This is a genomic window from Bradyrhizobium sp. CCBAU 051011, from assembly GCF_009930815.1.
GTDB lineage: Bacteria > Pseudomonadota > Alphaproteobacteria > Rhizobiales > Xanthobacteraceae > Bradyrhizobium.
On the sequence record NZ_CP022222.1, the window covers coordinates 1,115,810 to 1,139,518 of the forward strand.

Annotated in this window: 29 protein-coding genes; 12 read left to right on the top strand and 17 right to left on the bottom strand. The window is 63.1% G+C overall.

Annotation, left to right across the window (positions count from 1 at the left end; translation table 11 throughout):
- Nucleotides 1-25: 25 nt before the first annotated feature.
- The gene (locus tag ACH79_RS05345; RefSeq protein ID WP_161850076.1) at nucleotides 26-1,129 is read left to right on the top strand and encodes an NAD(P)/FAD-dependent oxidoreductase; all 1,104 of its coding nucleotides are present in this window, start codon (nucleotides 26-28) and stop codon (nucleotides 1,127-1,129) included.
- Nucleotides 1,130-1,217: 88 nt separating this feature from the next.
- Here ACH79_RS05345 and ACH79_RS05350 read toward each other — a convergent pair whose 3' ends face one another.
- Complete coding sequence (locus ACH79_RS05350) at nucleotides 1,218-1,403, bottom strand: YdcH family protein (RefSeq protein ID WP_057858669.1); 186 nt, start codon at nucleotides 1,401-1,403, stop codon at nucleotides 1,218-1,220.
- Between the two features lie 241 nt (nucleotides 1,404-1,644).
- Between ACH79_RS05350 and ACH79_RS05355 the strand changes: the two genes are divergently transcribed.
- The 3 genes from ACH79_RS05355 (at nucleotide 1,645) to ACH79_RS05365 (ending at nucleotide 2,550) form a co-directional block, all read left to right on the top strand.
- Nucleotides 1,645-1,851: a YdcH family protein gene (locus ACH79_RS05355; RefSeq protein WP_027538800.1), complete on the top strand. Its 207-nt coding sequence runs from the start codon at nucleotides 1,645-1,647 to the stop codon at nucleotides 1,849-1,851.
- 211 nt (nucleotides 1,852-2,062) lie between these two features.
- A complete protein-coding gene (locus tag ACH79_RS05360; protein ID WP_161850077.1) occupies nucleotides 2,063-2,275 on the top strand; it encodes a hypothetical protein in 213 nt (70 codons plus the stop codon).
- Nucleotides 2,276-2,298: 23 nt separating this feature from the next.
- Nucleotides 2,299-2,550 carry a hypothetical protein gene (locus ACH79_RS05365; RefSeq protein WP_161850078.1) on the top strand — a complete coding sequence of 84 codons (252 nt, stop codon included), beginning with the start codon at nucleotides 2,299-2,301 and terminating at the stop codon, nucleotides 2,548-2,550.
- Nucleotides 2,551-2,663: 113 nt separating this feature from the next.
- On the opposite strand, the gene ACH79_RS05370 is transcribed toward ACH79_RS05365, so the two are convergent.
- Nucleotides 2,664-3,350: a GGDEF domain-containing protein gene (locus tag ACH79_RS05370; protein ID WP_161850079.1), complete on the bottom strand. Its 687-nt coding sequence runs from the start codon at nucleotides 3,348-3,350 to the stop codon at nucleotides 2,664-2,666.
- Between the two features lie 151 nt (nucleotides 3,351-3,501).
- Between ACH79_RS05370 and purE the strand changes: the two genes are divergently transcribed.
- Both purE and ACH79_RS05380 read left to right on the top strand, forming a co-directional pair.
- Nucleotides 3,502-3,990 (top strand): 5-(carboxyamino)imidazole ribonucleotide mutase, encoded by a 489-nt coding sequence (purE, locus tag ACH79_RS05375; protein ID WP_161850080.1) that lies wholly within the window; start codon nucleotides 3,502-3,504, stop codon nucleotides 3,988-3,990.
- Entirely contained in the window at nucleotides 3,987-5,090 is a 1,104-nt protein-coding gene (locus tag ACH79_RS05380; protein WP_161850081.1) for a 5-(carboxyamino)imidazole ribonucleotide synthase, read from the top strand. The genes purE and ACH79_RS05380 overlap by 4 nt, the downstream gene beginning before the upstream one ends.
- Nucleotides 5,091-5,120: 30 nt before the next feature.
- On the opposite strand, the gene aqpZ is transcribed toward ACH79_RS05380, so the two are convergent.
- A complete protein-coding gene (gene aqpZ, locus ACH79_RS05385; RefSeq protein WP_161850082.1) occupies nucleotides 5,121-5,843 on the bottom strand; it encodes an aquaporin Z in 723 nt (240 codons plus the stop codon).
- A 254-nt stretch (nucleotides 5,844-6,097) separates the two neighbouring features.
- On the opposite strand from aqpZ, the gene rpsU reads away from it, so the two are divergent.
- Both rpsU and ACH79_RS05395 read left to right on the top strand, forming a co-directional pair.
- The gene (gene rpsU, locus ACH79_RS05390) at nucleotides 6,098-6,403 is read left to right on the top strand and encodes a 30S ribosomal protein S21 (RefSeq protein WP_057838472.1); all 306 of its coding nucleotides are present in this window, start codon (nucleotides 6,098-6,100) and stop codon (nucleotides 6,401-6,403) included.
- Nucleotides 6,404-6,668: 265 nt separating this feature from the next.
- Nucleotides 6,669-7,313 (top strand): tetratricopeptide repeat protein, encoded by a 645-nt coding sequence (locus tag ACH79_RS05395; protein WP_161850083.1) that lies wholly within the window; start codon nucleotides 6,669-6,671, stop codon nucleotides 7,311-7,313.
- A 91-nt stretch (nucleotides 7,314-7,404) separates the two neighbouring features.
- Here ACH79_RS05395 and ACH79_RS05400 read toward each other — a convergent pair whose 3' ends face one another.
- The 14 genes from ACH79_RS05400 to ACH79_RS05465 form a co-directional block, all read right to left on the bottom strand.
- The gene (locus ACH79_RS05400; RefSeq protein WP_161850084.1) at nucleotides 7,405-8,442 is read right to left on the bottom strand and encodes a hypothetical protein; all 1,038 of its coding nucleotides are present in this window, start codon (nucleotides 8,440-8,442) and stop codon (nucleotides 7,405-7,407) included.
- A 198-nt stretch (nucleotides 8,443-8,640) separates the two neighbouring features.
- Nucleotides 8,641-8,925 (bottom strand): cupin domain-containing protein, encoded by a 285-nt coding sequence (locus ACH79_RS05405; RefSeq protein WP_161850085.1) that lies wholly within the window; start codon nucleotides 8,923-8,925, stop codon nucleotides 8,641-8,643.
- Between the two features lie 21 nt (nucleotides 8,926-8,946).
- A complete protein-coding gene (locus tag ACH79_RS05410) occupies nucleotides 8,947-10,044 on the bottom strand; it encodes a calcium:proton antiporter (RefSeq protein ID WP_161850086.1) in 1,098 nt (365 codons plus the stop codon).
- Nucleotides 10,045-10,048: 4 nt separating this feature from the next.
- The gene (locus tag ACH79_RS05415) at nucleotides 10,049-10,903 is read right to left on the bottom strand and encodes an alpha/beta hydrolase (RefSeq protein ID WP_161850087.1); all 855 of its coding nucleotides are present in this window, start codon (nucleotides 10,901-10,903) and stop codon (nucleotides 10,049-10,051) included.
- 18 nt (nucleotides 10,904-10,921) lie between these two features.
- Entirely contained in the window at nucleotides 10,922-12,319 is a 1,398-nt protein-coding gene (locus tag ACH79_RS05420; RefSeq protein ID WP_161850088.1) for an NAD(P)(+) transhydrogenase (Re/Si-specific) subunit beta, read from the bottom strand.
- 65 nt (nucleotides 12,320-12,384) lie between these two features.
- Nucleotides 12,385-12,702, bottom strand: a complete 318-nt coding sequence (locus ACH79_RS05425; protein WP_161850089.1) for a proton-translocating transhydrogenase family protein — start codon at nucleotides 12,700-12,702, stop codon at nucleotides 12,385-12,387.
- 11 nt (nucleotides 12,703-12,713) lie between these two features.
- The gene (locus tag ACH79_RS05430) at nucleotides 12,714-13,841 is read right to left on the bottom strand and encodes a Re/Si-specific NAD(P)(+) transhydrogenase subunit alpha (protein ID WP_161850090.1); all 1,128 of its coding nucleotides are present in this window, start codon (nucleotides 13,839-13,841) and stop codon (nucleotides 12,714-12,716) included.
- Between the two features lie 135 nt (nucleotides 13,842-13,976).
- Nucleotides 13,977-14,129 (bottom strand): aa3-type cytochrome c oxidase subunit IV, encoded by a 153-nt coding sequence (locus ACH79_RS05435; RefSeq protein WP_057858656.1) that lies wholly within the window; start codon nucleotides 14,127-14,129, stop codon nucleotides 13,977-13,979.
- Nucleotides 14,130-14,212: 83 nt separating this feature from the next.
- Entirely contained in the window at nucleotides 14,213-14,557 is a 345-nt protein-coding gene (locus tag ACH79_RS05440) for a type II toxin-antitoxin system death-on-curing family toxin (protein WP_246738441.1), read from the bottom strand.
- A 38-nt stretch (nucleotides 14,558-14,595) separates the two neighbouring features.
- Entirely contained in the window at nucleotides 14,596-14,856 is a 261-nt protein-coding gene (locus ACH79_RS05445) for an AbrB/MazE/SpoVT family DNA-binding domain-containing protein (protein ID WP_057838483.1), read from the bottom strand.
- A gap of 107 nt (nucleotides 14,857-14,963) precedes the next feature.
- Complete coding sequence (locus ACH79_RS05450) at nucleotides 14,964-15,551, bottom strand: intradiol ring-cleavage dioxygenase (RefSeq protein ID WP_202639176.1); 588 nt, start codon at nucleotides 15,549-15,551, stop codon at nucleotides 14,964-14,966.
- A 97-nt stretch (nucleotides 15,552-15,648) separates the two neighbouring features.
- Nucleotides 15,649-17,526, bottom strand: a complete 1,878-nt coding sequence (locus tag ACH79_RS05455; protein ID WP_161850093.1) for a M3 family oligoendopeptidase — start codon at nucleotides 17,524-17,526, stop codon at nucleotides 15,649-15,651.
- Between the two features lie 32 nt (nucleotides 17,527-17,558).
- A complete protein-coding gene (locus ACH79_RS05460; protein ID WP_161850094.1) occupies nucleotides 17,559-18,002 on the bottom strand; it encodes a hypothetical protein in 444 nt (147 codons plus the stop codon).
- Complete coding sequence (locus ACH79_RS05465) at nucleotides 17,999-18,331, bottom strand: helix-turn-helix domain-containing protein (protein ID WP_161850095.1); 333 nt, start codon at nucleotides 18,329-18,331, stop codon at nucleotides 17,999-18,001. The genes ACH79_RS05460 and ACH79_RS05465 overlap by 4 nt, the downstream gene beginning before the upstream one ends.
- Before the next feature lie 78 nt (nucleotides 18,332-18,409).
- Between ACH79_RS05465 and ACH79_RS05470 the strand changes: the two genes are divergently transcribed.
- The 4 genes from ACH79_RS05470 to ACH79_RS05485 all read left to right on the top strand — a co-directional run bounded on the left by ACH79_RS05470 (nucleotide 18,410) and on the right by ACH79_RS05485 (nucleotide 23,584).
- Entirely contained in the window at nucleotides 18,410-18,745 is a 336-nt protein-coding gene (locus tag ACH79_RS05470) for a hypothetical protein (RefSeq protein WP_161850096.1), read from the top strand.
- A gap of 119 nt (nucleotides 18,746-18,864) precedes the next feature.
- The gene (locus tag ACH79_RS05475; protein ID WP_161850097.1) at nucleotides 18,865-19,509 is read left to right on the top strand and encodes a TerC family protein; all 645 of its coding nucleotides are present in this window, start codon (nucleotides 18,865-18,867) and stop codon (nucleotides 19,507-19,509) included.
- 102 nt (nucleotides 19,510-19,611) lie between these two features.
- The gene (locus tag ACH79_RS05480) at nucleotides 19,612-21,111 is read left to right on the top strand and encodes a sigma-54 dependent transcriptional regulator (protein ID WP_161850098.1); all 1,500 of its coding nucleotides are present in this window, start codon (nucleotides 19,612-19,614) and stop codon (nucleotides 21,109-21,111) included.
- Nucleotides 21,112-21,457: 346 nt separating this feature from the next.
- Complete coding sequence (locus ACH79_RS05485; protein ID WP_161850099.1) at nucleotides 21,458-23,584, top strand: murein L,D-transpeptidase; 2,127 nt, start codon at nucleotides 21,458-21,460, stop codon at nucleotides 23,582-23,584.
- Nucleotides 23,585-23,709 lie beyond the last annotated feature (125 nt).

Sequence of the window (23,709 nt, forward strand, 5' to 3'; positions counted from 1 at the left end):
CCAGATTTCCGAGCCTGAAGCAGACATGGACAAGGTCGATTGCGTCGTCATCGGAGCGGGGGTCGTCGGGCTCGCGATCGCCCGACGGCTGGCCCAGTCGGGCCGCGAAGTGATCGTGCTCGAGGCCGCCGAGGGTATCGGCACCATCATCTCCTCGCGCAACAGCGAGGTGATCCATGCCGGGATCTATTACCGCGCGGGCAGCCTGATGGCGCAGATGTGCGTCAGCGGCAAACGTGCGCTCTACCGGTATTGCCGCGACCACGGCATCCCGCACCGCAACTGCGGCAAGCTGATCGTGGCGACGACGCCGAAGGAAACCGAAAAGCTGCAATCGATCCGCGCTCATGCCGAAGCCAATGGCGTCGGCGACATGCAATTGCTCACGGGCGAGGCGGCGCGCGAACTGGAGCCGGCGCTGAATTGCGATGCGGCGCTGCTTTCGCCGTCCACCGGCATCATCGACAGCCACGCCTACATGCTGGCGCTGCGGGGCGATGCGGAGGAAGCCGGCGCGGCTTTCGCATTCCACACCCCGCTGTTGCACGCTCAGGCCAGCGGCGGCCGGATCGAAATCGAGGCCGGTGGCGATGCGCCGATGACGCTTGCATGCAACCTGCTCGTCAATTCGGCTGGCTTAAGCGCGCCCGCCGTCGCGCGCAGCATCGAGGGCATGCCGATCGAAATGATTCCTTGCGCCTATCTCGCCAAGGGAAATTATTTCAGCTGCAGCGCACGGGCCCCATTTTCACGGCTGATATATCCGGTGCCGGAGCCCGGCGGATTAGGCGTGCACCTCACCCTCGACATGGCCGGACAGGCCCGGTTCGGCCCCGACGTCGAATGGGTCGAGAGCATCGACTATGCGGTGGACCCTGCCCGCGCCGAACGATTCTATCCCGCGATCCGGCGCTACTGGCCGACGCTGCCGGACGGCGCGCTGATGCCAAGCTATTCCGGAATCCGGCCGAAGATCGTGCCGCCGGCCGTCGCCACGCAGGATTTTCTGATCCAGGGCCCCGCCGATCATGGCGTGGCCGGATTGATCAACCTGTTCGGTATCGAATCGCCAGGGCTGACGTCGTCGCTCGCGATCGCCGATCATGTCGGCACGCTGGCCGAACGCTGAACGGGACCGTACAAGCATCATCAGCCCGATGAGCGCATCTGCGCCCATCGGCTGGCTGCGTGGCGTTTCGAATACTCTGTGGGACTGGTTAGTGGAGGGTTTCGTCGGCGGTTTGTTTCAACCGCTCGATCTGGTCCTTGACCATTAGCTTGCGGCGCTTCAACTCGACAATTTGCAGGTCGTCTGTGGAAAGGTGCACGAGCGCTTCGTGCAATTCGTTCTCGAGGATCTTGTGTTTACGTTCAAGTTCAACAAGATGCGCCTGTAGAGCCATACGAAATCTCCTCGGTGGGTGAAACCTCAGATTCGATCCGGACGGCGGAGTGTACACCAGCCCTGGAATCTGTCGATGGGATTTCCAGAAGCGAGCCTCCTCATATTTTCGGATTTATCTGTAACCAATCGTGACTATGGAACCGGGTCAGCTTGCGGAGCGGCCGCGCAGCGACGATATTCACCGCCAGCCTTCGAAGAATCCGTTCGCAACCTGATCGCGCTTTCAGCTAACGTACACCATGACCGACGAAGATGAGCGCGAGCTTGAAAACGAGCTCGCCCGCCTGCAGCAGGAGCATCGCGATCTCGATGCGGCGATCGACGCGCTGCATCAGTCGCCGGCACCGGACTTGTTACGGCTCCAGCGGCTGAAGAAGCGCAAACTGCAATTGCGCGACCGCATCGCCTTCATCGAAGATCAGATCACGCCTGACATCATCGCCTGATCGTTGCGCTGGCTTGGTTCGGCCAGTTCGGCGCGCAAAATCGTCAGCGTTTCAGCAGATCGTTTTTCCCCGACATCCACACCCCGGCGGCGGGGCGACGCTCGCGCCGGGCGGCCGGCGCAAAAACAGGCTGTCGATTGGCGGATGCGCCTTGACTCCACGAGAACAAAAAGAGAACATATCTCCCTGCCGCCAGCCCAGGGAGTCTGCCATGTCCGCCCCTTCACCCCTGTCCGACAACAGCCGTCACGAGCAGGCCTGCGACCAGGCCATTGCGATGTGCGACGGCAATCTGCGCTCGACCATCAAGGCGCTGATCATGGCGAACGAGTATCTGGAAATCGAGCTGGAGGAATTGCAAGCGGCCATCGCCGCCGGCTGCGTGCCGGCGAGAGCCTCCCGTGTGGAAAGCGACGCCGCCTGATCATTCAACCCCGGAGCAAGACAATGGCCGATGTCACCTACTACGTCGCAATGCCATTCCTGCAGGACGATAGCGGCTCGCCGGTGGCGGGCGCAGCGGAAGAATGCCAGAGCCCGACCACTGCGTTGCGCCGTGCCGAGACGATGTCGCGGATGGCCGGCAGCATCGGCGCCGTCGCCTTCAGCCGCAGCGGCGATCCCATGATCGGCGAATTCGGCGACGCGAAACTGCTGCGCACGTTCGGCAATGTGCCGGACGATCTCAGCGGGTTGTGACGGACCGCTGATCGGAGTTCGCCGGGTGGGCAATGCGCAAGCGTGCCCATCACCTTCTTTAACGCTTGTCTGATGGTGGGCACGGCGCTTCGCGCCTTTGCCCAGCTACATATCTACGAATTCACTTCATGCCGCCGCAGGGCCTTGCGCACATACATGGCGCTGTCGGCCGCTTCCAGCGCGCGGCTGACTTCGGAGTGGGTATCGAGAACGGAGACGCCCGCGGAAGCGCCCGCAGTGATGGTGCGACCAGCGAACACGAAGGTGAGGCGATCGATCGCTTCTTCAAGCGCGGCCGCCTTGGCCCTGGCGTCGGTCTCGCTGAGATTCCAGAGCAGCAGTGCGAACTCGTCGCCGCCGAGCCTGCCGACCACGTCGGAAGCGCGCACCTGCGCCAACAGCGCCGCGACAATGGCCTTGAGCACCTGGTCGCCCGCGGCATGTCCGAAGGCATCATTGATCGGCTTTAAGCGATCGACGTCGAGCACGACCAGGGCGCCGGAGGCGCGGTAGCGTTTGATGTAGGCGATCGCGCGATGGAGCTCGCGCTCGAAGCCGCGCCGGTTCGGGATGCCCAGCAGGAAGTCGGTATCGGCGGAGGCCTGAAGTTCCTCGATCTGCGCCTGCGTCTGGGCCAGTTGCGCCTTCAGCCGGCGAATCGTCGTCTTGGTGTCGTTGGAGGTGGCCGGCGGCCGGGAGGTCGGTGCGGAGGATCGCCGCGGTGCGGATTTTTGCCCGGAAGCCGCGCTTTTAGGCCGTTTTCCGGCCCTGGAGGCGGCCGCCCTGGTTTTCTTCTTCATGGCCTTCCCTGTGCAGGCACGCTTATGAAGGCTTGCCGGGATTCACCAAGACAGGATAGTCCATTCCTGATCCCTTGCCACGCCTTGGATGAGCCCCTGGCCGATCCTATAATCGGCCTATGTTTCTGGATTCCCGGACAGAATTGACGAGATGACCGCACCGATCGCCATCATTATGGGCAGCCAGTCCGACTGGGAGACCATGCGCCACGCCGCCGAGACCCTGGCCGCACTCGGGGTCGACTGTGAAAAACGCATCGTTTCGGCCCATCGGACCCCGGACCGGCTGTTTGCCTTCGCCAAGGGCGCCAAGGCCGCCGGCTTCAAGGTGATCATTGCCGGCGCCGGCGGCGCTGCGCATCTGCCCGGCATGGCGGCGGCGCTGACCGAACTGCCCGTCTTCGGCGTTCCCGTCGAATCCAAGGCGTTGTCGGGGGTCGATTCGCTCTACTCGATCGTGCAGATGCCGGCCGGCGTTCCCGTCGGCACGCTGGCGATTGGCAAAGCAGGCGCCATCAACGCCGCCCTGCTCGCGGCCAGCGTGCTCGCGCTGAATGACGCACCGCTCGCGGGCAGGCTCGCCGCCTGGCGCCAGCAGCAGACCGATGCGGTCAAGGAGCGTCCGGAGGGTTCGGCGTGACGGCTTCAGGCAAGGTGAAGCTGAAGCCGGGCGACACCATCGGAATTCTCGGCGGCGGACAATTGGGCCGGATGCTGGCCATGGCGGCGGCGCGCCTTGGCCTCAAGTGCCAGGTGTTTTCGCCGGATCCGGATTCGCCCGCCTTCGACGTGGTGCTGAACGCAACCTGCGCCGAATACGCCGATGTCGAGGCGCTGGAGTTGTTCGCCAACGATGTCGACGTCATCACCTATGAATTCGAGAACGTGCCGGCCGCCACCGCCATGGTGCTGGATGCGCGGCGTCCGGTATTGCCGGCGCAGAAGATCCTGGAGACCACGCAGGACCGGCTGATCGAAAAGGATTTCGTCAAGCGGCTCGGCATCGGCACCGCCGACTATGCCGACGTATCGTCGGTGGAAAGCCTGCAGAGCGCCATTGCCCGCATCGGCCTTCCCGCCGTGATCAAGACCCGCCGCTTCGGTTACGACGGCAAGGGCCAGGCGATCATTCGCGAGGGCGATGATCCGGCTCAAGTCTGGGAAGACCTCGGCACCAAATCCGCGATCCTCGAAGCCTTCGTTCCCTACGAGCGCGAGGTCTCCGTGATCGCCGCGCGCGGAGCGGACGGTACGGTCGAGTGTTACGACGTCACCGAAAACGAGCACCGCGATCACATCCTGAAATTCTCGCGCGTGCCGGCGGCGATTTCGGACGAGTTGGCGGCACAGGCGCGTGCCGTCGCCGAGAAGATCGCCCATGCGCTCGACTATGTCGGCGTGCTCGCGGTCGAGTTGTTCGTCGTTGGCGGAAACGGCGGACCGCACGTGCTGGTCAACGAGATCGCGCCGCGGGTGCATAATTCCGGGCACTGGACGCTGGATGGCGCCTCGGTCTCGCAATTCGAGCAACACATCCGTGCGATTGCCGGCTGGCCGCTCGCCAAGCCGGTTCGTCACGGCGAGATCGTCATGACCAACCTGATCGGCGACGATATCCTCGACTACGAGCAGTGGCTGACGGTGCCCGGCGCCACCGTGCACCTCTACGGCAAGGGCCCGCCCCGGCCGGGCCGCAAGATGGGCCATGTCACCGAAGTGGTCCCGGCGAGCAACAAATAGCGCGGTGTGCTCGCCGAGTTCGGTTGCAGATCAGGCCGTCCTTACGCCTTCCACGATGCCAACCGGCTCCTCGCTGAGCCAGCGATAGAGCACGCCACCAAGCGCACCGCCGATCAGCGGTGCAACCCAGAACAGCCAGAGCTGCGCCAGCGCCCAGCCGCCGACGAACAGCGCTGGGCCCGTGCTGCGCGCTGGGTTCACCGACGTGTTGGTGACGGGAATGCTGACGAGATGAATCATCACCAGCGCAAGGCCAATCGCCAGCGGCGCAAAGCCCGCAGGCGCCTTGCCGTGGGTGGCGCCCATGATGATGAACAGGAACATCATGGTCATCACCACCTCGGTAATGAAGCAGGCCACCATGCCGTACTGACCGGGCGAATGTGCGTCATAGCCATTGGAGGCAAAGCCCTTGGCCAGATCGAAGCCAGGCGCACTGCTTGCGATCACATAGAGCAGCGCCGCGGCCGCGACCGCGCCAATCACCTGCGCGATGACATAAGGCAGGATCTGACCGGTCGGAAAGCGGCCACCAGCCGCAAGGCCGACCGTCACGGCGGGATTGAGATGGCAACCGGAAACGTGTCCGATCGCATAGGCCATGGTCACGACGCTCAGCCCGAACGCCAGGGACACACCGACCAGGCCGATACCGACCTGCGGGAAGCCGGCGGCAATGACCGCGCTGCCGCATCCCGCAAAAGTGAGCCAGAACGTGCCGATCGCTTCAGCGGTATATTTTTTGGTATTCATACGCGCCTCCCGCATGTTTTGCGTTCCCGGATGCTAGGGAGGGGCCCGTGAGGGGCTCGTTATCTGCGGAAACCGGGCCTGTATTGGCCGAATTCCGCCGATTTTGGTGACGTCCCCGGGCCGAAAACCGCCTTCTCCGGTGGACATTGGCGGTTTTGTCTGCTACATGCCCGCGCTCAGGGTTGAGGGCCAGGCCTTTCGCCGGCCCTTCACTTTACCAGAATTCCTATCCGATCAATTGAAGAGGATGCCGCGTGCAGGTTCTCGTTCGCGATAACAATGTCGATCAAGCCCTCAAGGCGCTGAAGAAGAAGATGCAGCGTGAGGGTATCTTCCGCGAGATGAAGCTCCGCGGACACTACGAAAAGCCCTCCGAGAAGAAGGCCCGTGAAAAGGCCGAAGCCGTGCGCCGCGCGCGCAAGCTGGCCCGCAAGAAGCTGCAGCGCGAAGGCCTGCTGCCGATGAAGCCGAAGCCGGTGTTCGGCGCTGGTCCCGGTGGCGACCGTGGTGGCGCTGGCGGTCGTGGCGGCCCGGGTGCAGGTCCGCGCGGACCGCGCTGAGCGCGTTCTCCAAGATATCTGAATTGAAAACGCGGGCCTCGGGTCCGCGTTTTGTTTTTGGGCGCAGGCAAATCGACTCGAATGTTGTCGGGCGCGGCCCGTCCGGTCTTCCGCATCACTTGCGCAAGGCCGTGGCGACCCGGCCGCGATCCGGAAAAACGTTGGACGGCAATCGCCCCGGTCGCGTTGCGGCTATTTTGGTCGATGCATTTTAGCGCCCGGCAGGTTACGAATTACTGCATCGAATCCGAAAGTCTTCCGCTGCATGGCCGTTACGGATTGCAATGCCTCTTCCCGCGCCTCGCGCTTGACGGCCGCATCTGTCGCGCTGCTCGCAACTGTTTTTGCTCTTCCTCTCTGCGGCTGTTCGTTCGACCTGGGCTCATGGGGATCGGACAAGGAAAAGCCGCAGGTCCTCGAACAGAAGCCGACCGGCACCATCAGCGGACAAAGCGTCAGTGATGCCCAGGGTCACGCGGCGCGCGGCCAGGCGCTCGCCAAGGCCGGCAAGACCGATGAGGCGATGGCTGAATTCGACCGCGCGCTCGCACTCGATCCCTACAACGTGCCGGCCCTGTATGGACGCGGCCTGATCTATCAGGGCGAGAAGCAGCACGAGCAGGCGATCGCGGATTTCACTGCGGCCAATGGCTTGACGCCGCAGCGGGTCGAGCCGCTGCTGGCGCGTGCCACCAGCTACCTCGCGATCGACAAGGCCAAGGAAGCCGCTTCCGATCTCGACGAGGCGGTGCAGACCGATCCCAACAGCGCGCAAGCCTGGTCGGCCCGTGGCGTCACCTATGAGCGGCTCGGCGACAAGGCCAAGGCGTTCGCATCCTATGGCCGTGCGCTCGCGCTCCGGCCCAAGGACGAGGCCGCGCGAAGCGGGCTTGCGCGCACCGGCGGTTAGATCTTTTCATACTGGCGCGTTTTCTTTGCGCGCAGGATGCGACCCCGGGTCAAGCCTGGGGGCATGCTTCGCTCGAAAACGCTATGTTGGATTACCTCGGCAGCACCGAGTGGAAGATCGATTTGGCGGTCGACAGCGCGTCCTCGGCAGCCGCCGTGGCGCGCTCGCGTACGGAAGGTTCTGCGACTTCCGCACGTAGATCGAGCGGACGCGAGACGGGAATCTCGGCGGGCGGGATCGGGCGGTTCGGGTTGCCGGCGTCGGCATAAGGCGGCCGTGCCTGCGATGAAGTCTGACCCGACGAAGCCTGACCATAGGGTTCGCCGGCGGATGAGCCCGAGACCATGATCGGCGGCGGCAGCGGACGAAGCGCGGGCGCATGCGCGGTGGCAGGCGCATTCGTGACCGCCGGCGCAGCCGCGGCCTTCGGCGCCTCGGGAGCGCGGACTGTCTCGGGGCTGCGTGGCGACGTTTCGCCGTTAGCGCGCAGGCGCTCGATCGCGGCGCGCGCCAGATCGTTGGCATCGCGGCGCTCTTCCGGCGCAGCCGAAGTCTCGACAGGGGCGGCCGGCGGCGCGGGCGGGGCAGCCGCCGCAACCGGAGCCGGTGAAGAATTCACAGGCTGGATCGGCGATGGCAGCACGACCCGAATTTTTTCCTTTTCACGCGGCGCCGCAGCGTGACGGCGATCGGCGTCAGCAGGGCTTTCGGCCGATTTCACGTCGGACTTGTTCGTATCGGACTTGTTCGTATCGGATTTGGCGTCGGCTTTGGCCTCAGCCTTTTCGTCGGCCTTCTGGGCCTTCTCGACCACTGCCGGCCGTTCGGCCGCAGTCTTCTCCATGATGGCCTTCTCGGAGATTCCCCGCGCCTTGACGCCTGCGGCCGGGAGATTGCTGGCCGTGCTCTCAACCGGCTTGGCAGCATCAGACTTGGCATCATCAGACTTGGCATCGGATTTGGCTTCAGCCTTGCCGTCCCCCTTGGGGGTGGCAGGCGATACCGCGGCGGCGGGAGGAGCGTCCGCGGGCTTGCTCACGATGTAGTGGTTTACGATGTACGCCCCGATGACGGTCGCAGCCACCGAGGGGAAGATGTCCACCGCAAATTTCTTCAGATAATTCAGCATTCCTGCCACTCCCCGCGGGGGTGCTCAATTGCCGGAACTTTGAGGCACATTGAGGGATCAACTGCGACGGATCGGTGGCAATTCAGCAGTTCCTGTGCAGGTCGGGTGGAACCAGGTTGCGTCTGTCCTTCTCCCAGGCCGCAGCGCAGCATACGAAGTCCCTGCCCGGCGAAGCAGACGTGGACCCGAGGTGGCGGGTCAGGGCTTCAGCTCGACCTCCAGAAACACGATCTCGCTTGTCGTCTCGTTCAGCACATCGTGCTCGACGCCGGCTTTCCGGAAATAGGATTTGCCGGCCCCGAGCTGCGCCTTGGTCCGCTCGCCGTTCGGCGCGACAATGGTCATCTCGCCCGACGTCACCGGCACGATCACGTAGTCCATCTCGTGGGTGTGATGGCCGGTCGCGCTGCCCGGCGCCAGCCGCCATTCGGTAACGCGGACTTCGGTTGTATCGACCTGAACATCGGACTTGGCGGCGAGCATATCGGGTTCACTCCGGGGCAATTACGGCACGAATACCATGAACAGGTACACGGCAAACACCACCATATGCACCAGCCCGAACAGGATGTTGGTTCGGCCGGTGCCGAAGGTGAGCATGCTCAGGAAAAACGTGAGGAGCAGCAACACCATGCCCTGACTGTTGAGCCCGAGCACGAGTTCCTTGTCGAGCACATAGGTGGCCACGCCGACCGCTGGAATGGTCAGCCCGATCGTCGCCAGCGACGATCCGAGCGCAAGATTGATGCTCTTCTGCAGATCATTGTTGCGCGCAGCTGCAATGGCGGTGACCCCCTCCGGGAGCAGAATCAGGACCGCGACCAGCACGCCGGCAAACGCCGGTGGAGCGCCGATCATCGCGGTCACGACATCGACCACGAGCGAAAATTTCTTCGCCAGAAGCACCACCGCAAGCAAGGAGACAAGCAGCAGCGCGATGCTGAGCGCCAGCATCCGGTTCGACAGGGATGACGTTTCGGTGGCAGCACCGGCGCCTCCCTTGATGAAGTAATCACTATGCCGGATCGTCTGGGTATAAAGGAACACGCCGTAGAGCATGAGCGTGACCAGGTCCACAAAGCCAAGCTGCACCGACGAATAGATCGGCCCCGGTGTTGTCAGCGTATAATTGGGCATGATCAGCGTAATCGTAGCCAGCACGAACAGCACGCTGAGATAGAGGTTCGCGCCCGAGACCTGAAAATCCTGCTCGCGGTAGCGCAGGCCGCCAATGAAGATACAGAGGCCGACGAGGCCGTTGCACACGATCATCACCACGGCAAACACGGTGTCTCGCGCCAACGCGGGCTGCGGCTTTTCGCCGAGCATGATGGTGGCGATCAGCGCGACTTCGATGATGGTGACCGCAAGCGTCAACAGCAGGGTGCCGTAGGGCTCGCCAATTCTCTCGGCGATCACCTCGGCATGGTGCACGGCGGCGAACACGGTGCCGAACAGGATCGACAGCAGTACCACCGCGAATACAAGACCACCAACGGACGGCGTGAAAGTGAGCCCGAGACCGGAGGCCACGGCGAACAGCAGCATCGCCAGCGCGGGGAATATCCACGCCGATTGCGGCATTCGTCCGTGTGCACTCATGCGGTCAAGTTCCCAACCGGTTCGGGGATGGAAGATGCAACCGTCCCTGCATCGACCCTTTCGCAAGGTTGATGAAATTCCGCGCGATTTCAATCGCGCCGAAATTGTCCAGATCGTTATGACCGCCGCGGGCGAGGCGGACGAACCGTTTCGGCTCGTTCGCCAGCGCAAACAGCCGTTCGCCAAAGACAACGGGTATCGTGGGATCGAGCGCGCCATGCATCACGAGCAGCGGAACCCGGATCCGGCCGATGCGCTGGTCGGAGTGAAACCTATCCCGCATCAATAGCCTTACCGGCGCAAACCAGAACGCCGAAGCGGCGACGTCCACGATGGACGTATAGGGCGATTCCAGGATCAGCTTTCCGACCGGCTGTTCGGCCGCCAGCGCGACGGCGACGCCGGTGCCGAGGGAAAATCCCCATGCGACGATTCTGTCCGTGCTGTATCGCTTCGCCGTGAAGCCGTAGGCGACCGCGGCATCCTGCAGCAATCCCTGCTCGCTCGGTTGCCCGCTGGAGCCGGCGTAGCCGCGATAGGACAGCGCGACGATTCCGATCCCGTCGGCAATCAGGCCGCGAAAGCGGCCGAAGAAACCGGCGAGATAATCGCCATTGCCGTGGAAATAGAGGACGACCGGACGACCGGGCCTCGCCGGAACATGCCAGACGATGACCCTCTCACCATCAGCCGTGGCCAGGACATGTTCTTCAGCTTCGGGAAAACCCGCCGAAGCAGGTGCCGTGCGCGCGCTCGTCGGAGCGGGATACAGAACGGCGCGCTGCGCAAAGAACAGCGCAAGCAGACCAGAGACATAACCCGCCGAAACGATGATCAGCAGCCATTTCAGCGCGGTCATGAATTTCCTTCGATCGCGTCACATCCCCTTGACGATATTCTCGGTGACCTTCTTGGCGTCACCAAGGAGCATCATGGTGTTGTCGCGATAGAACAGCGGATTGTCGATGCCGGCATAACCCGACGCCAGCGAGCGCTTGATGAACATCACGGTGCCGGCCTTCCAGACCTGCAGCACCGGCATGCCGTAGATCGGCGAGGTCTTGTCTTCTTCCGCGGCCGGATTGGTGACGTCGTTGGCGCCGATCACGAAGGCGATGTCGGCCTGGGCGAATTCGGAGTTGATGTCCTCGAGCTCGAACACCTCGTCATAGGGCACGTTGGCTTCCGCCAGCAGCACGTTCATGTGGCCGGGCATGCGGCCCGCGACCGGGTGAATCGCGTACTTCACCTCGACGCCTTCCTTCTTCAAGAGGTCGGCCATTTCGCGCAGCGCGTGCTGCGCCTGCGCCACCGCCATGCCATAGCCGGGCACGATGATGACCTTCGATGCGTTCTTCATGATGAAGGCGGCGTCATCGGCCGAGCCGAGCTTTGCCGGCTTCTGTTCGCCGGAGCCGCCGCCCGCGGCCGCGGTCTCGCCGCCGAAGCCGCCTAGGATGACCGAGATGAACGAGCGGTTCATCGCGTGGCACATGATGTAGGACAGGATCGCGCCCGAGGAGCCGACCAGCGCGCCGGTGATGATCAGCGCGGAATTGCCGAGTGTAAAGCCGATGCCGGCCGCGGCCCATCCCGAATAGGAGTTCAGCATCGAGATCACGACCGGCATGTCGGCGCCGCCGATCGGAATGATCATGAGCACGCCGAGCACCAGCGCGATGATGGTGATCAGCCAGAAGTCGATCGCGCTGCCGGACCGCACCAGGCCGAAAATGAAGAATACCAGCGCAAGCGCCAGCGCAATGTTGATGATGTGGCGGCCGGGCAGGATGATCGGCGCACCGCTCATGCGCGCGGAAAGCTTCAGGAACGCGATCACCGAGCCGGTGAAGGTCAGCGCGCCGATCGCAACACCAAGCGACATCTCGACCAGGCTCGAGGCGTGGATGGCGCCGGGCTTGCCGATGTCGAAGGCCTCGGGCGCGTAGAAGGCGCCGGCGGCGACCAGGACCGCGGCCATACCGACCAGCGAGTGGAAAGCGGCGACCAGCTCAGGCATCGACGTCATCGGCACCTTGCGCGCGATGACGGCACCGATCGCGCCGCCGATGGCGATGCCCAGGATCACAAGCACCCAGGCGACGCCGTCCGCCGGCGGATGGCTTGCGAGCGTCGTGCCGATCGCGATCGCCATGCCGATCATGCCGAACAGGTTGCCCTGGCGTGACGTCGCGGGACTGGACAGTCCGCGCAGCGACAGGATGAAGAGCACCCCCGCCACGAGATACAGCAATGCAGCCAGATTGGCGTTCATCTCAGGTCCCCATTGTCTTCGTCACCGCGAGGTGCACGCCGCTCGCTCGTCGTTTCACTCGATCTTCACTTGGCTTTCTTCTTGTACATCGCCAGCATGCGCTGGGTGACAAGGAAGCCGCCGAAGATATTCACGCAGGCAAAGATCAGCGCGACGAAGCCGAAGCCGCGCGCCCAGCCGCTGCCGCTCGAGATCATCGGCACGCCGACCGCTAGCAGCGCGCCGACCACGATCACCGAGGAGATCGCGTTCGTCACCGACATCAGCGGCGTATGCAGCGCCGGGGTCACCGACCAGACCACGAAATAGCCGACGAAGACGGCGAGGACGAAAATCGACAGCCGGAATACGAAGGGATCGACTACTTGAGCGACGTGCTCCATGGCTTCTCTCCTCAGGCTTTCGGCTGGAAGTTCGGATGGACGACGGCGCCGTCCTTGGTCAACGCAGTGGCTTTCACCAGCTCGTCGTCCCAGTTGACCGCGAGTGCCTTGTTCGGCTTATCGACCATCGTCTCGATGAACGAGAACAGGTTGCGGGCATAAAGGCTGGAGGCCGACTGCGCGACACGGCCGGCGACGTTGGTGTAGCCAACGATCTTGATGCCATCGACATCGACGACCTCGCCGGCCTTGGCCCCCTCGACATTGCCGCCGCGCTCGACGGCAAGGTCGACCAGCACCGAGCCCGGCTTCATCGATTTCACCATGTCAGTGCTGACGAGCTTTGGCGCCGGGCGGCCAGGGATCAGGGCCGTCGTGATGACGATGTCCTGTTTCTTGACGTGCTCGGCGGTCAGTGCGGCCTGCTTGGCCTGATACTCTTTCGACATTTCCTTGGCGTAGCCGCCGGCGGTCTGGGCGTTCTTGAACTCCTCGTCCTCGACCGCGAGGAACTTGGCGCCGAGCGACTCGACCTGCTCTTTCGTCGCCGGCCGCACGTCGGTCGCGGTGACGACGGCGCCGAGCCGGCGTGCGGTCGCAATCGCCTGCAGGCCGGCGACGCCAACGCCCATCACGAACACTTTCGCCGCCGGAACGGTGCCGGCCGCGGTCATCATCATCGGGAACGCACGGCCAAAGGACTCGGCCGCCTCGATCACCGCGCGATAGCCGGCGAGGTTCGCTTGGCTGGACAACACGTCCATGACTTGTGCGCGCGTAATGCGAGGCATCAATTCCATCGCAAATGCCGCGACGCCGGCATCCGCGATCGTCTTCAACGCCGCTTCATTGCCGTAAGGGTCCATGATGGCGATGACCAGCGCGCCGCGCTTGTATTGCGAAAGCTCGGAGGCTTCCGGCCGCTTCACCTTGATGATGATGTCGGCGTCCTTCAGCGCGTCCGCGCTGACGGTGGCTCCAACAGCGGTGAATTCGGAATCCGGCAGGCCCGATTTGATGCCCGCGCCCGGCTCGATCGCGACCTCGGCGCCGAGCGCCTTGAACTTCTTCACGGTATCAGGGGAAGCGGCAACCCGCGGTTCGGACGGATCGATTTCCTTGGCAACGGCAATCTTCATGAGGCCTCCCCCGCTGCGCGGCAGGCGCGCGCAAGCAAACTAGCGTCTTTTTCGCTTAGTTGGATACCGGTTTCGCAACCGGCATGCGTGCAATTTTTTTCACCGCCGGCGTGGGCGGGTGCAGGCAGCGACGCGTCAGGTCAGGAAGTAGCCCATCAGGGCGACGATGATCACGACGGCGGCGGTGCCGTATTTGACCAGCATGATGAAACCTTCATAGGTCTGCTCATGGGCCACATAGTCGTTGCCGTCAGCGGTCGTGTAGGCCACTTCGTTATGGTCTGCCATCGGTATCCCCAGTGAAAATCCGTGTTTCTCGCGTGCAATTACCGCAAAGCGTTTGGGAGGGCAACGGCCCCCTGCCTATCGGGTCATTCGGAAGGCCAATTATCCCGGATCCAGCGGGTCAGGCTTTCCTCGCTGACCTCGCCCGCGGCGAGGGAGAGGATGATGGCCGTTGCGTGTGCCGGATCAGGAGCAAAGGGTATGTCGTTGACGCGCAGGAACACCATCATGGCGTGGAACGCGATACGCTTGTTGCCGTCCACGAATGCATGGTTACGGGCGAGACCAAAGGCATAGGCCGCAGCGAGTGCAGCCATATCCTTCTGTCCGTAATTCCATTGGTTGACCGGCCGCAAAACCGCCGACTCGAGAAGGCCGTGATCCCGAATGCCTTCCGGACCGCCGAATATCGCCAGTTGCTCGGCATGCATGTCGATGACTTCATCGACGTCGAGCCGAATTGGCTCGCTCATTTTGCAAGCGCGGCAAACGTATCGCGATATTCGTGCATGACCTGGCGGGCGATTTCCATGGTCCGTGCGTGCTTTGGGTTGAATGGCGAAAGCCGCAGACTGCCGTCCGGTTGTTCGACCGGGTAGAACTTATCCCCCTCCTTGAGATTGAGCCGGGCAAGAAGCTCTTTCGGCAGGATCACACCAACCGAATTGCCAATCTTCCGAATTTGAAGGGCAGTGTCCTCCAGCTTGTATTCGCGAGAGGCCTCCTCCATACCGCGAGGGGTTTTGTTCATGGGCGCAAGCTCCGTTATACAAACTGTATAACACGCCTCAGGCCACCTGTTCAACAAATGTTTTACGGCCTCTAGCGCGGCGCCCCCTACCCGAGCACGAAGTCGAAACGTCCGGCCAGCCACCCCGCGTTCTTGGCTGTGCGTATCTGCAAGTCCTTGCGGAACAGGCCGTCGGAGCGGTTTTTCGGCTCGCCGGGGAAATAGAGCTGGGTGGTCAGCACACGGCCGCCGCGCGGCTGCACCTTCACGTGGATATGGCGGGTGCGGCCGACATAGGCGCCGGGCACGACGCTGCGCAACTTGTAGCGCCCTTCCGCATCGGAGAACTGGTGGCCGCGCAGACGGAAGCCGGAATTGTCGTAGCGGCCCTTGTCATCCGCCTGCCAGAAATCCAGCAAGGCTCCAGCGAGCGGTTTGCAGGCGCGGGTGAGCACGAAGCCGACTAGTTCGATCGGCTGCCCCGCCATGCCCTCTTCGAACAGCTCGGTTCGCTCAGGCGACGATGGCTTGAAGTATGGTCCTTCGGTTTGCGCCACTGTGGCGTCGTCGCCGTCGCGGCATTCGGGCGTCGGAACAAGCGGGGCCTGAGCCACGCTGCCATCGATCATGAGCAGCGAACCGGCTGCGAAGACGCCCGCTCCTAGCACCGCACGCCGCGTCGGGGTGTCGATCATGGGGCCCTCCCCTCCTGTCGCCACCGTCATCATGGCGGGCGACGGCGGCTGAAATTGTGTCCGCGCCCATCACAAATCCGTTTCGTGGCCGCGAGGGTCAGCCCATCTCTTCCAACTCGTCGATCATGCCGGCAATGACCGACAGCCCGCCGTCCCAGAATTTGGGATCCTTGGCGTCGAGCCCGAACGGCTTGAGCAGTTCGGAGTAGTGCTTGGTGCCGCCGGCCGCGAGCATGGCGAGATAGCGCTCGGCGAAGCCTTCTGTGGCGTTCTCGTAGACCGCATAGAGCGAGTTCACCAGGCAATCGCCGAACGCATAGGCGTAGACATAGAACGGCGAATGGATGAAGTGCGGAATGTACATCCAGAAGTTTTCGTAGCCGGGGCGGATGTCGATGGCCGGCCCGAGGCTCTCGCCTTGCACGCTGAGCCAGATCTGGCCTATGCGCTCGGCGGTCAGTTCGCCATCCTTGCGCTCGGTGTGCACGGCACGCTCAAACGAATAGAACGCGATCTGCCGCACCACGGTGTTGATCATGTCCTCGACCTTGCCGGCCAATAGCGCCTGGCGCTGTTTGACGTTGCCGGTCTGCGACAACAGGCGCTTGAAGGTCAGCATCTCGCCAAACACGCTCGCGGTCTCGGCTAGCGTCAGCGGCGTCGGCGCCATCAGCGCGCCGTTCTTCGCCGCCAGCACCTGGTGCACGCCATGGCCGAGCTCATGCGCCAACGTCATCACGTCGCGCGGCTTGCCCTGGTAGTTCATCAGCACATAGGGATGCGCCGAGGGTGTGGTCGGGTGCGAGAACGCGCCCGGTGCCTTGCCCGGGCGCACCGGCGCATCGATCCAGCGATCGGTGAAGAAGCGTTCCGCGATCGCGGCCATTTCGGCGGAGAAGCCGCGATACGCCGTCAGCACCATCTTCTGCGCCTCGGGCCAGGCGATGGTGCCGGTCGCCGCAAACGGTAGCGGCGCGTTGCGATCCCAATGCGCGAGCTTCTTCTTTTTGAACCAGCCGGCTTTCAGCTTGTAGTAGCGGTGCGACAGCCGCGGATACGCCGCGCGCACCGAAGCGACCAGGGCATCGACGACGTCGCGCTCGACGCGGTTGTTCAGATGGCGCGAATCCGCAACGTCCTTGAAGCCGCGCCAGCGATCGGAAATTTCCTTGTCCTTGGCGAGCGTGTTGGTGATGAGCGCAAAGGTACGTTCATTGTCCTTGAAGGTCTTGGCCAGCGCCTGGCCCGCAGCCTTGCGCTTTTCCGGTGCGCGGTCCTGCAACAGACTGAGCGTCGGCTCGATCGCAAGCTCCTTGGTCCCGACCTTGAAGCGCAGGCCGGAGATGGTCTGGTCGAACAGCCGATTCCAGGCGGCATAGCCGCTCTGGGATTTTTCATGAAACAACTGCTCGACGCGATCTTCGAGCTGATACGGCTTGTCCTTGCGCAGATCCTCGATCCAGGGACGGTAGTACCCAAGCTCCGGCGTCTGCATCGCGCGCTCGATTGCGGCATCGTCGACGCGGTTAAGTTCAAGCGCGAAGAACAGCAAATGCAGCGAGGCCGCGGTCAGCCGCTCGGAGACGTCGCCATAAAATTTGGAGATCGCGGGATCGACGCTGTCGCCGGCATGAACGAGGCCGGCATAGGAGCCAAGCCGGCCGGCAAGGTCGTCGATCGCCTCGTAGCGTCTGACGGCTGCGGCGAGCCAGCTTCCGCCGTCATCCTTGGCGACGCCTTCCGCCAGCTTGCCTTTGTAATCCGTCTCGAACGCAACGCAGTCCGCGTCCATCTTTTGCAGATCGTGCGCGATTTCGGGGGCGTCGATGCCGGAATAGAGATCGGCCAAATTCCATTCCGGCAACCGCCCGGTCTTTGATTTGGTCGCTGTCGCCTTGGCGGCTCCGGCCGCCTTGCCGATTGCCGATTTGCGGGGCGTCTTGCGCGCCCGGGATGTCGCAGATTTTGCGCTCATGGCACTTTCAAAATTGGGAGGTGATCAGGAAATCAGGCGAAAGCCGCGAGTTGCGGGACGAACTGAACGAACAGTTCTTCACCTTCGACGAGCCACGGCTCGGCCTTTTCGTGGAGCGCGCCCCGAACCGCACACCACAAAGTAATCGCACGGACCATGAGCCACGATGTCGACGGGACGGCGGCCTTGGCGTGCAGCGCAACAAGATCGAGGTTTCGATGCTCGAACAGCAGCCGCCCGAAGCCGTCTTCCAGGATGTAGCGGCCGTCGATTCGGGAAACGCACAATTCGCAAGCCTGATCCGGCAGCGGGCTCAGCAGATAAAATTGGACGTCGCCCTTTTCCGTCGTGCCGGTTTCCCATTCGCGTCCGGTCCCCGGCGCAGTCGCGGCGCTCAGTGCCACCAGGATGGTGCTCAGTTCCCTTTCGCTCCATTCGCCGGGGTTCTGTTTGCGCTCGAACGCAACGACGCTCATTTGCTTTCCGCTCCGAACAGCAGCCGGTGCAACTCCGGCTCGTAGTACATTAATAGATGCTTCGCGAAGGCTGCTTGTTCAATACCTAATTCGTTGGCCCATGCCCCCATGATTTCAGTTGGAACTCGGCTGAAGCCGTTCTCGACCTGTGAGATGAAAGTGTAATACTTCAGGCCAAGACGTGCAGCGAGATCCGCCTGCGACAATTCGGCATCCGCCCGTCGCTGCTTGAGCCAGTCCCCAGCCAGTTTCCGCAATTGCTTCACTTCCGGCACAGCCTTACCGGCAAGCCGTTCAGCGAAAACGTCTTGATGTTTTCCTCGTTTCATGTTTACTAAACTAGCTAGAGTGAATAACCGGGTAGGTGATGTTCCCTACCACAATCTCTGCTCGCGAATAAGAATCAGATGGCTTTCTTAGACCGCAGTCAGATTGTTGAAACGACCCCCCGGACCCCCGCGGCTCGCGGCAAGGAGTTGTTTGCCGGCATCCTGCTTGTGGCGCTGCTCGCGAGCGTGGGAATCCGGAACGTGGTGCCGGTGGATGCCTTGGCACCCGCGATCGTCACCCTGCTTTTTGGCGTTGCCGCATTGACGGCCGGCTTCGCGCTGCTCTGCCGGCGCGACCGATTCCGCATCATGTGGTTCGACCTCGCCGGAAGCCTGACGTTCATCGGCGTCGTCCTCTCCGTTCTGATCGAACCGGACCAGATGGTCAGGCTCTTCGCGGATCAACCTGAGTAACGGGAAAGCATTTTCCGCAGTCTGACTGCGTCTTTTGTCTACGCGCGTCCAAGCCCGGGCCCCTCTGGCAGTTCAAGCGAACTGCGATGTCGGATTGGACCATCAACGGAGTGGCCCGCATGCTGGAATTAATCTCCTCGCAACACCTGACAGCGCTCTTCCAGGTCATCATGATCGACCTGGTGCTCGCCGGCGATAATGCGATCGTCATCGGGCTTGCAGCCGCCGGCCTCCCGGAGGGTCAGCGCAAGAAAGCGATCGTCATCGGCATATTGGCCGCAACGCTGTTGCGTATCGGCTTCGCCTCCGTGACGGTCCAGTTGCTGCAGATCATAGGGCTGTTGCTCGCCGGCGGCGTTCTGCTGCTTTGGGTGTGCTGGAAGATGTGGCGCGAGCTGCGTACGTCGCATCATCATGAACCGAAAATGCAGAGTCTCTCGGCCGCAAGCACGATCGAAGGCTCCGCTCCGGTCGGCCATCAAAAGACGCTTGGCCAGGCCGTATGGCAGATCACCCTCGCCGACGTCTCGATGTCGCTCGATAACGTGCTCGCCGTCGCGGGCGCCGCGCGCGAGCATCCGATGATTCTCATCTTCGGCTTGGCGCTATCCATCGCCCTGATGGGGCTCGCCGCCAACTTCATCGCGCGCCTCCTGGAAAAGCAACGCTGGATCGCCTATGTCGGCCTCGCCATCATCCTCTATGTGGCGCTCGACATGTGCTATCGCGGCGCGCTTGAGGTGTGGCCACACCTCAACGTCTAGGTCCTCCACAACATCGCCGTTCTTCAACGATTAAGAGGGTGTTAATCGGCATCGGCGAAAGTGCCCCGATTCGATACATTGCTGTAGCGTGCGGGGAGAGCCATGGCTGCCACCATTTTGATTGCCGATGACGACGCCGTGCAGCGCCGTTTGGTTGAAAACATGGTGCAGAAGTGCGGCTATGAGCCCCTCGTCGTCGACAGTGGCGATGCGGCTGTGGCCCTGCTGACCGCCCCGGACGCGCTGGCAATCGACGCAGTCGTGCTCGATCTGGTGATGCCCGGCCTCGACGGGCTCGGCGTGCTCGCAAAAATGCGTGATGCAGGCCTGAGCATCCCCGTCATCGTGCAGACCGCCCATGGCGGTATCGACAACGTGGTTTCGGCGATGCGCGCCGGCGCGCAGGATTTCGTGGTCAAGCCGGCCAGCTTCGAGCGGCTGCAGGTTTCGCTGCGCAACGCGCTCAATACCAGCGCGCTCAAGGGCGAACTGCAGCGCATCCGTCACAGCCGCGAAGGCCGACTGACCTTTGCCGACATCATCACCCGCAGCGAAACCATGGCAGCCGTGCTGCGCACCGCGCAGAAGGCGGCAGCCTCGGGCATTCCGGTGCTGATCGAGGGCGAATCCGGCGTCGGCAAGGAATTGTTCGCGCGCGCCATCCATGGTTCCGGTGAGCGCAAATCGAAACCCTTCGTCGCCGTCAATTGCGGCGCGATTCCCGACAATCTCGTGGAATCGATCCTGTTCGGTCACGAGAAGGGCGCTTTCACCGGCGCCACCGAACGTCACATGGGCAAGTTCGTCGAAGCCTCCGGCGGCACGCTGTTTCTCGACGAGATCGGCGAGTTGCCGCTGGCCGCGCAAGTGAAACTGCTGCGCGCGCTGCAGGAGGGAACCGTCGAGGCGGTCGGCGGCCGCAAGCCGGTGAAGGTCGATGTACGCATCATTTCCGCGACCAACCGCAAGCTGCTCGACCTCGTGAAGAGCGGCGCGTTCCGCGAGGACCTGTTCTATCGGCTGCATGTGCTGCCGCTGACCATCCCGCCATTGCGGATGCGGCGCGAAGACATCCCGCATCTGTTGCGGCATTTCCTGGCGCGCTTTGCCGCCGAGGAAAACCGCACCATCACCGGCATCAGCGGCGAGGCCGTGGCCCATCTCGCCCAGCTCGATTGGCCCGGCAACATCCGCCAGCTCGAGAACACGGTGTATCGCGCTGTCGTCATGAGCGAGAGCGACCAGCTCGGTCTGTCGGATTTCCCGCAGACCGTCGGTCACGCCGTTCCGGACGGCCAGTTCGCGCACAGCGAACCCCTGGTCGTCGCGCCGTCGGCGGCACCGTCCCTGGTGTCAGGTAGCGAAATACCCATTGCTCCGCTCGCCGCTGCCGGCAGTCTTGCGATGCTGACTTCAACCGGCGAGGTGCGTCCGCTCGAAGACATGGAGAACGAGATCATCCGTTTCGCGATCTCGCATTATCGCGGCCAGATGTCGGAGGTCGCGCGCCGGCTCAAGATCGGCCGCTCCACGCTCTACCGCAAGCTCGATGAGGCGGCCGCCAACGACCCGGCCGGAGGCGGCGCGCAGGATGCTGGCTGAGCAAACAGCCGTCCGCGATTATGGCCTCCGCATGGCAAAGATCGTGGCAAACCAACGACATCACACGTTCGGAAGCTTTTGAACCGTGGCTTGCCGGTGACAGACAAAAGGCGGGGCGCGTGGCAAAAACACGTGACCCGAAATGTGAACGGGTAGTTTGAGGTCAGTTTGTCGTGAGTTGTCCCGCATGGCGCTGGCTGCATGAGTGGGGCATATGTATCGTCTGCGTTGAATCATTGCGTGCAGGCGTACGAAAACCGATCGAAGCCGGCGCTTCCCGCGCAAGCTGTGACGATGCCAACGAACTGCTCCATGCCGGGGCAGTTTCGCCCAAGGGGGTGTGACGATGCGTGACTGTTCGACGAATCGTGCAGGATTTGACCGCGTGCTGATGGCCGTCGCGGCTACATTCCTCACGGTGTCAGCGACCTCAGCACTGGCGGGTCAGTCGACCACGCCGCGTGCCAGCGCCGCCGAGCTCGCGATCGACGCAGCAGTCCCCCGTCCCGAGCCCGCCAATGTTCCGCCTCCGACCATCGGCGACTTCAAGATGGACTCCACCGCCTCGGTGCCTGACGCGACCAAGTCGATCGACAAGCCGGCCGAACCCAGTGCCGCCGCAAAGGCAGCCGAGCCCAAGCCGGCCGAGACCGTCACGGCGCCCGCGGCCAGCGACACCGCAACCGCCACGCCTCCGGCTGCAACAGCCACCGCGCCCGTCCCCGAACCCGCCAAGGAGCCGGTGAAGGTCAGCACCGTCGCACCGGCCGACCAGCCGGTTGCGGACAGGCTGCGCGATATGCTCGGCACCAGGTCGCTGCGCTATTTCGACCGCAAGAACGAGCGCGCGGCCGTCGAGAAATTCTACGCCGCGCGTGACTACGCGCCGCAATGGACGCAGGCTGGCAAATTGACCGACAGCGGCAAGGGCGTGATCGCGCGCCTGAAGGATGCCGCCGCAGACGGCCTCAATCCGGCCGACTACCCGTTGCCGGATTTCGCGGCCGCCGGTTCGCCGGACCAACTCGCCGAAGCCGAGTTGAAGCTGACCGCAAGCATGCTCGACTATGCGCGCCAGGCTCAGAGCGGCCGGATGCACTGGTCGCAGGCCTCTTCCGACATCCTCTATCCCGAGCACCCGATCGATCCGGCTGAAGTGCTCGCCAACATCTCGACCGCGAAGGACGCGTCCGTAGCGCTCGATGGCTACAACCCCCCGCACAAACTCTACAAGGATCTGAAAGCCAAGCTTGCTGAGCTGCGCGGCCAGGGCGATGGCCCGATGATCCATATCGCCGAAGGTCCGGCGCTGGCGTTCAAGGCCGCCACCAAGAAGCAAGCTGAGGTGGCGCCGGAAGATTCGCGCGTACCGCAACTGCGCGCCAAGCTCGGCCTCGAGCACCCCGACGATCCCCGCTACGACGCCAAGGTCGCAGCCGCCGTGCGCAAGTTCCAGGAGAGCGTCGATCTCAAGCCGACCGGCGTGCTCGACGATCGTACCGTGAAGGCGATCAACAGCCCGAAGCGCGACCGGCACATCGACACCGTCCTCGTGAATATGGAGCGCTTGCGCTGGCTGCCGCGCCAGCTCGGTGCCGCCTCGCTCGGCAATGCCTACGTCATTCTCAACGTGCCCGACTTCACGCTCAAGGTGATGCAGAACGGCGCACAGGTCTGGACCACCCGCGTGGTGACCGGAAAGCCGGGCAAGCATGCGACGCCGATGCTGACCGAGACGATGAAGTTCATCACCGTCAACCCGACCTGGAACGTGCCGCCGTCGATCATCTACAACGAATACCTGCCCGCCCTGCAGCAGGATCCGACGGTGCTGCAGCGCATGGGCCTGCGGCTGGAACGCAACCGCGACGGCAGCATCCACATTTCGCAGCCGCCGGGCGAAGCCAACGCGCTCGGCCGTATCCGCTTCAACTTCCCGAACAAGTTCCTGGTCTATCAGCACGACACGCCGGACAAGCACCTGTTCGCGAAGGAAGAACGCGCGTTCAGCCATGGCTGCATGCGGGTGCAGAATCCCGACCAATACGCCGCGACGCTGCTCAACATCACCATGCCGAACGAGCGCTACACGCCGGAGCGAATCCGCAGCATGTACGGCCGCAGCGAGATCGACCTGAAATTCCCGACACCGATTCCGGTCAACATCACCTACCAGACCGCGTTTGTGGATGACGCCGGCAAGCTGCAATTCCGCAAGGATATCTACGGCCGTGACGCTGCGATGATCGCCCTGCTCAAGAACAGCCGCAGCAGGGATCTGGAGGCCATGATCGCTCATGCGCAGCCGAACTATTCGCGTCCGAAGGACGCTCTGCCGGCCGGCGTCAGCTTCGCCAGCGACAACACCTATTCCTCCGGCCCGTCGTTCTTCGAGCGCCTGTTCGGCGGTCCGTCCCCCGCGACGCCGCCGGCACCGATCGGCCGGCGACCGCAGCCGCGGTTCACCCGGTAGTCCGGAGGACTACGGTCTACGGGTAGAATTTCTTAATGAAATCAATAGCCTCTCCTCTTCGGAGAGGTTATTTACGTTAACCATTATCCCTGCCGTAGCGGCCATCCGGCGCTTTTTCGCCACAG

What these genes read in the sequence shown, in the direction of transcription:
- ACH79_RS05345 (WP_161850076.1), top strand. Translation starts at nt 26, where the DNA reads ATGGACAAGGTCGATTGCGTCGTCATCGGAGCGGGGGTCGTCGGGCTC.
- ACH79_RS05350 (WP_057858669.1), bottom strand. Translation starts at nt 1,403, where the DNA reads ATGGCTCTACAGGCGCATCTTGTTGAACTTGAACGTAAACACAAGATC.
- ACH79_RS05355 (WP_027538800.1), top strand. Translation starts at nt 1,645, where the DNA reads ATGACCGACGAAGATGAGCGCGAGCTTGAAAACGAGCTCGCCCGCCTG.
- ACH79_RS05360 (WP_161850077.1), top strand. Translation starts at nt 2,063, where the DNA reads ATGTCCGCCCCTTCACCCCTGTCCGACAACAGCCGTCACGAGCAGGCC.
- ACH79_RS05365 (WP_161850078.1), top strand. Translation starts at nt 2,299, where the DNA reads ATGGCCGATGTCACCTACTACGTCGCAATGCCATTCCTGCAGGACGAT.
- ACH79_RS05370 (WP_161850079.1), bottom strand. Translation starts at nt 3,350, where the DNA reads ATGAAGAAGAAAACCAGGGCGGCCGCCTCCAGGGCCGGAAAACGGCCT.
- purE (WP_161850080.1), top strand. Translation starts at nt 3,502, where the DNA reads ATGACCGCACCGATCGCCATCATTATGGGCAGCCAGTCCGACTGGGAG.
- aqpZ (WP_161850082.1), bottom strand. Translation starts at nt 5,843, where the DNA reads ATGAATACCAAAAAATATACCGCTGAAGCGATCGGCACGTTCTGGCTC.
- ACH79_RS05395 (WP_161850083.1), top strand. Translation starts at nt 6,669, where the DNA reads ATGGCCGTTACGGATTGCAATGCCTCTTCCCGCGCCTCGCGCTTGACG.
- ACH79_RS05400 (WP_161850084.1), bottom strand. Translation starts at nt 8,442, where the DNA reads ATGCTGAATTATCTGAAGAAATTTGCGGTGGACATCTTCCCCTCGGTG.
- ACH79_RS05405 (WP_161850085.1), bottom strand. Translation starts at nt 8,925, where the DNA reads ATGCTCGCCGCCAAGTCCGATGTTCAGGTCGATACAACCGAAGTCCGC.
- ACH79_RS05410 (WP_161850086.1), bottom strand. Translation starts at nt 10,044, where the DNA reads ATGAGTGCACACGGACGAATGCCGCAATCGGCGTGGATATTCCCCGCG.
- ACH79_RS05415 (WP_161850087.1), bottom strand. Translation starts at nt 10,903, where the DNA reads ATGACCGCGCTGAAATGGCTGCTGATCATCGTTTCGGCGGGTTATGTC.
- ACH79_RS05420 (WP_161850088.1), bottom strand. Translation starts at nt 12,319, where the DNA reads ATGAACGCCAATCTGGCTGCATTGCTGTATCTCGTGGCGGGGGTGCTC.
- ACH79_RS05425 (WP_161850089.1), bottom strand. Translation starts at nt 12,702, where the DNA reads ATGGAGCACGTCGCTCAAGTAGTCGATCCCTTCGTATTCCGGCTGTCG.
- ACH79_RS05430 (WP_161850090.1), bottom strand. Translation starts at nt 13,841, where the DNA reads ATGAAGATTGCCGTTGCCAAGGAAATCGATCCGTCCGAACCGCGGGTT.
- ACH79_RS05435 (WP_057858656.1), bottom strand. Translation starts at nt 14,129, where the DNA reads ATGGCAGACCATAACGAAGTGGCCTACACGACCGCTGACGGCAACGAC.
- ACH79_RS05440 (WP_246738441.1), bottom strand. Translation starts at nt 14,557, where the DNA reads ATGCATGCCGAGCAACTGGCGATATTCGGCGGTCCGGAAGGCATTCGG.
- ACH79_RS05445 (WP_057838483.1), bottom strand. Translation starts at nt 14,856, where the DNA reads ATGGAGGAGGCCTCTCGCGAATACAAGCTGGAGGACACTGCCCTTCAA.
- ACH79_RS05450 (WP_202639176.1), bottom strand. Translation starts at nt 15,551, where the DNA reads ATGATCGACACCCCGACGCGGCGTGCGGTGCTAGGAGCGGGCGTCTTC.
- ACH79_RS05455 (WP_161850093.1), bottom strand. Translation starts at nt 17,526, where the DNA reads ATGAGCGCAAAATCTGCGACATCCCGGGCGCGCAAGACGCCCCGCAAA.
- ACH79_RS05460 (WP_161850094.1), bottom strand. Translation starts at nt 18,002, where the DNA reads ATGAGCGTCGTTGCGTTCGAGCGCAAACAGAACCCCGGCGAATGGAGC.
- ACH79_RS05465 (WP_161850095.1), bottom strand. Translation starts at nt 18,331, where the DNA reads ATGAAACGAGGAAAACATCAAGACGTTTTCGCTGAACGGCTTGCCGGT.
- ACH79_RS05470 (WP_161850096.1), top strand. Translation starts at nt 18,410, where the DNA reads ATGGCTTTCTTAGACCGCAGTCAGATTGTTGAAACGACCCCCCGGACC.
- ACH79_RS05475 (WP_161850097.1), top strand. Translation starts at nt 18,865, where the DNA reads ATGCTGGAATTAATCTCCTCGCAACACCTGACAGCGCTCTTCCAGGTC.
- ACH79_RS05480 (WP_161850098.1), top strand. Translation starts at nt 19,612, where the DNA reads ATGGCTGCCACCATTTTGATTGCCGATGACGACGCCGTGCAGCGCCGT.
- ACH79_RS05485 (WP_161850099.1), top strand. Translation starts at nt 21,458, where the DNA reads ATGCGTGACTGTTCGACGAATCGTGCAGGATTTGACCGCGTGCTGATG.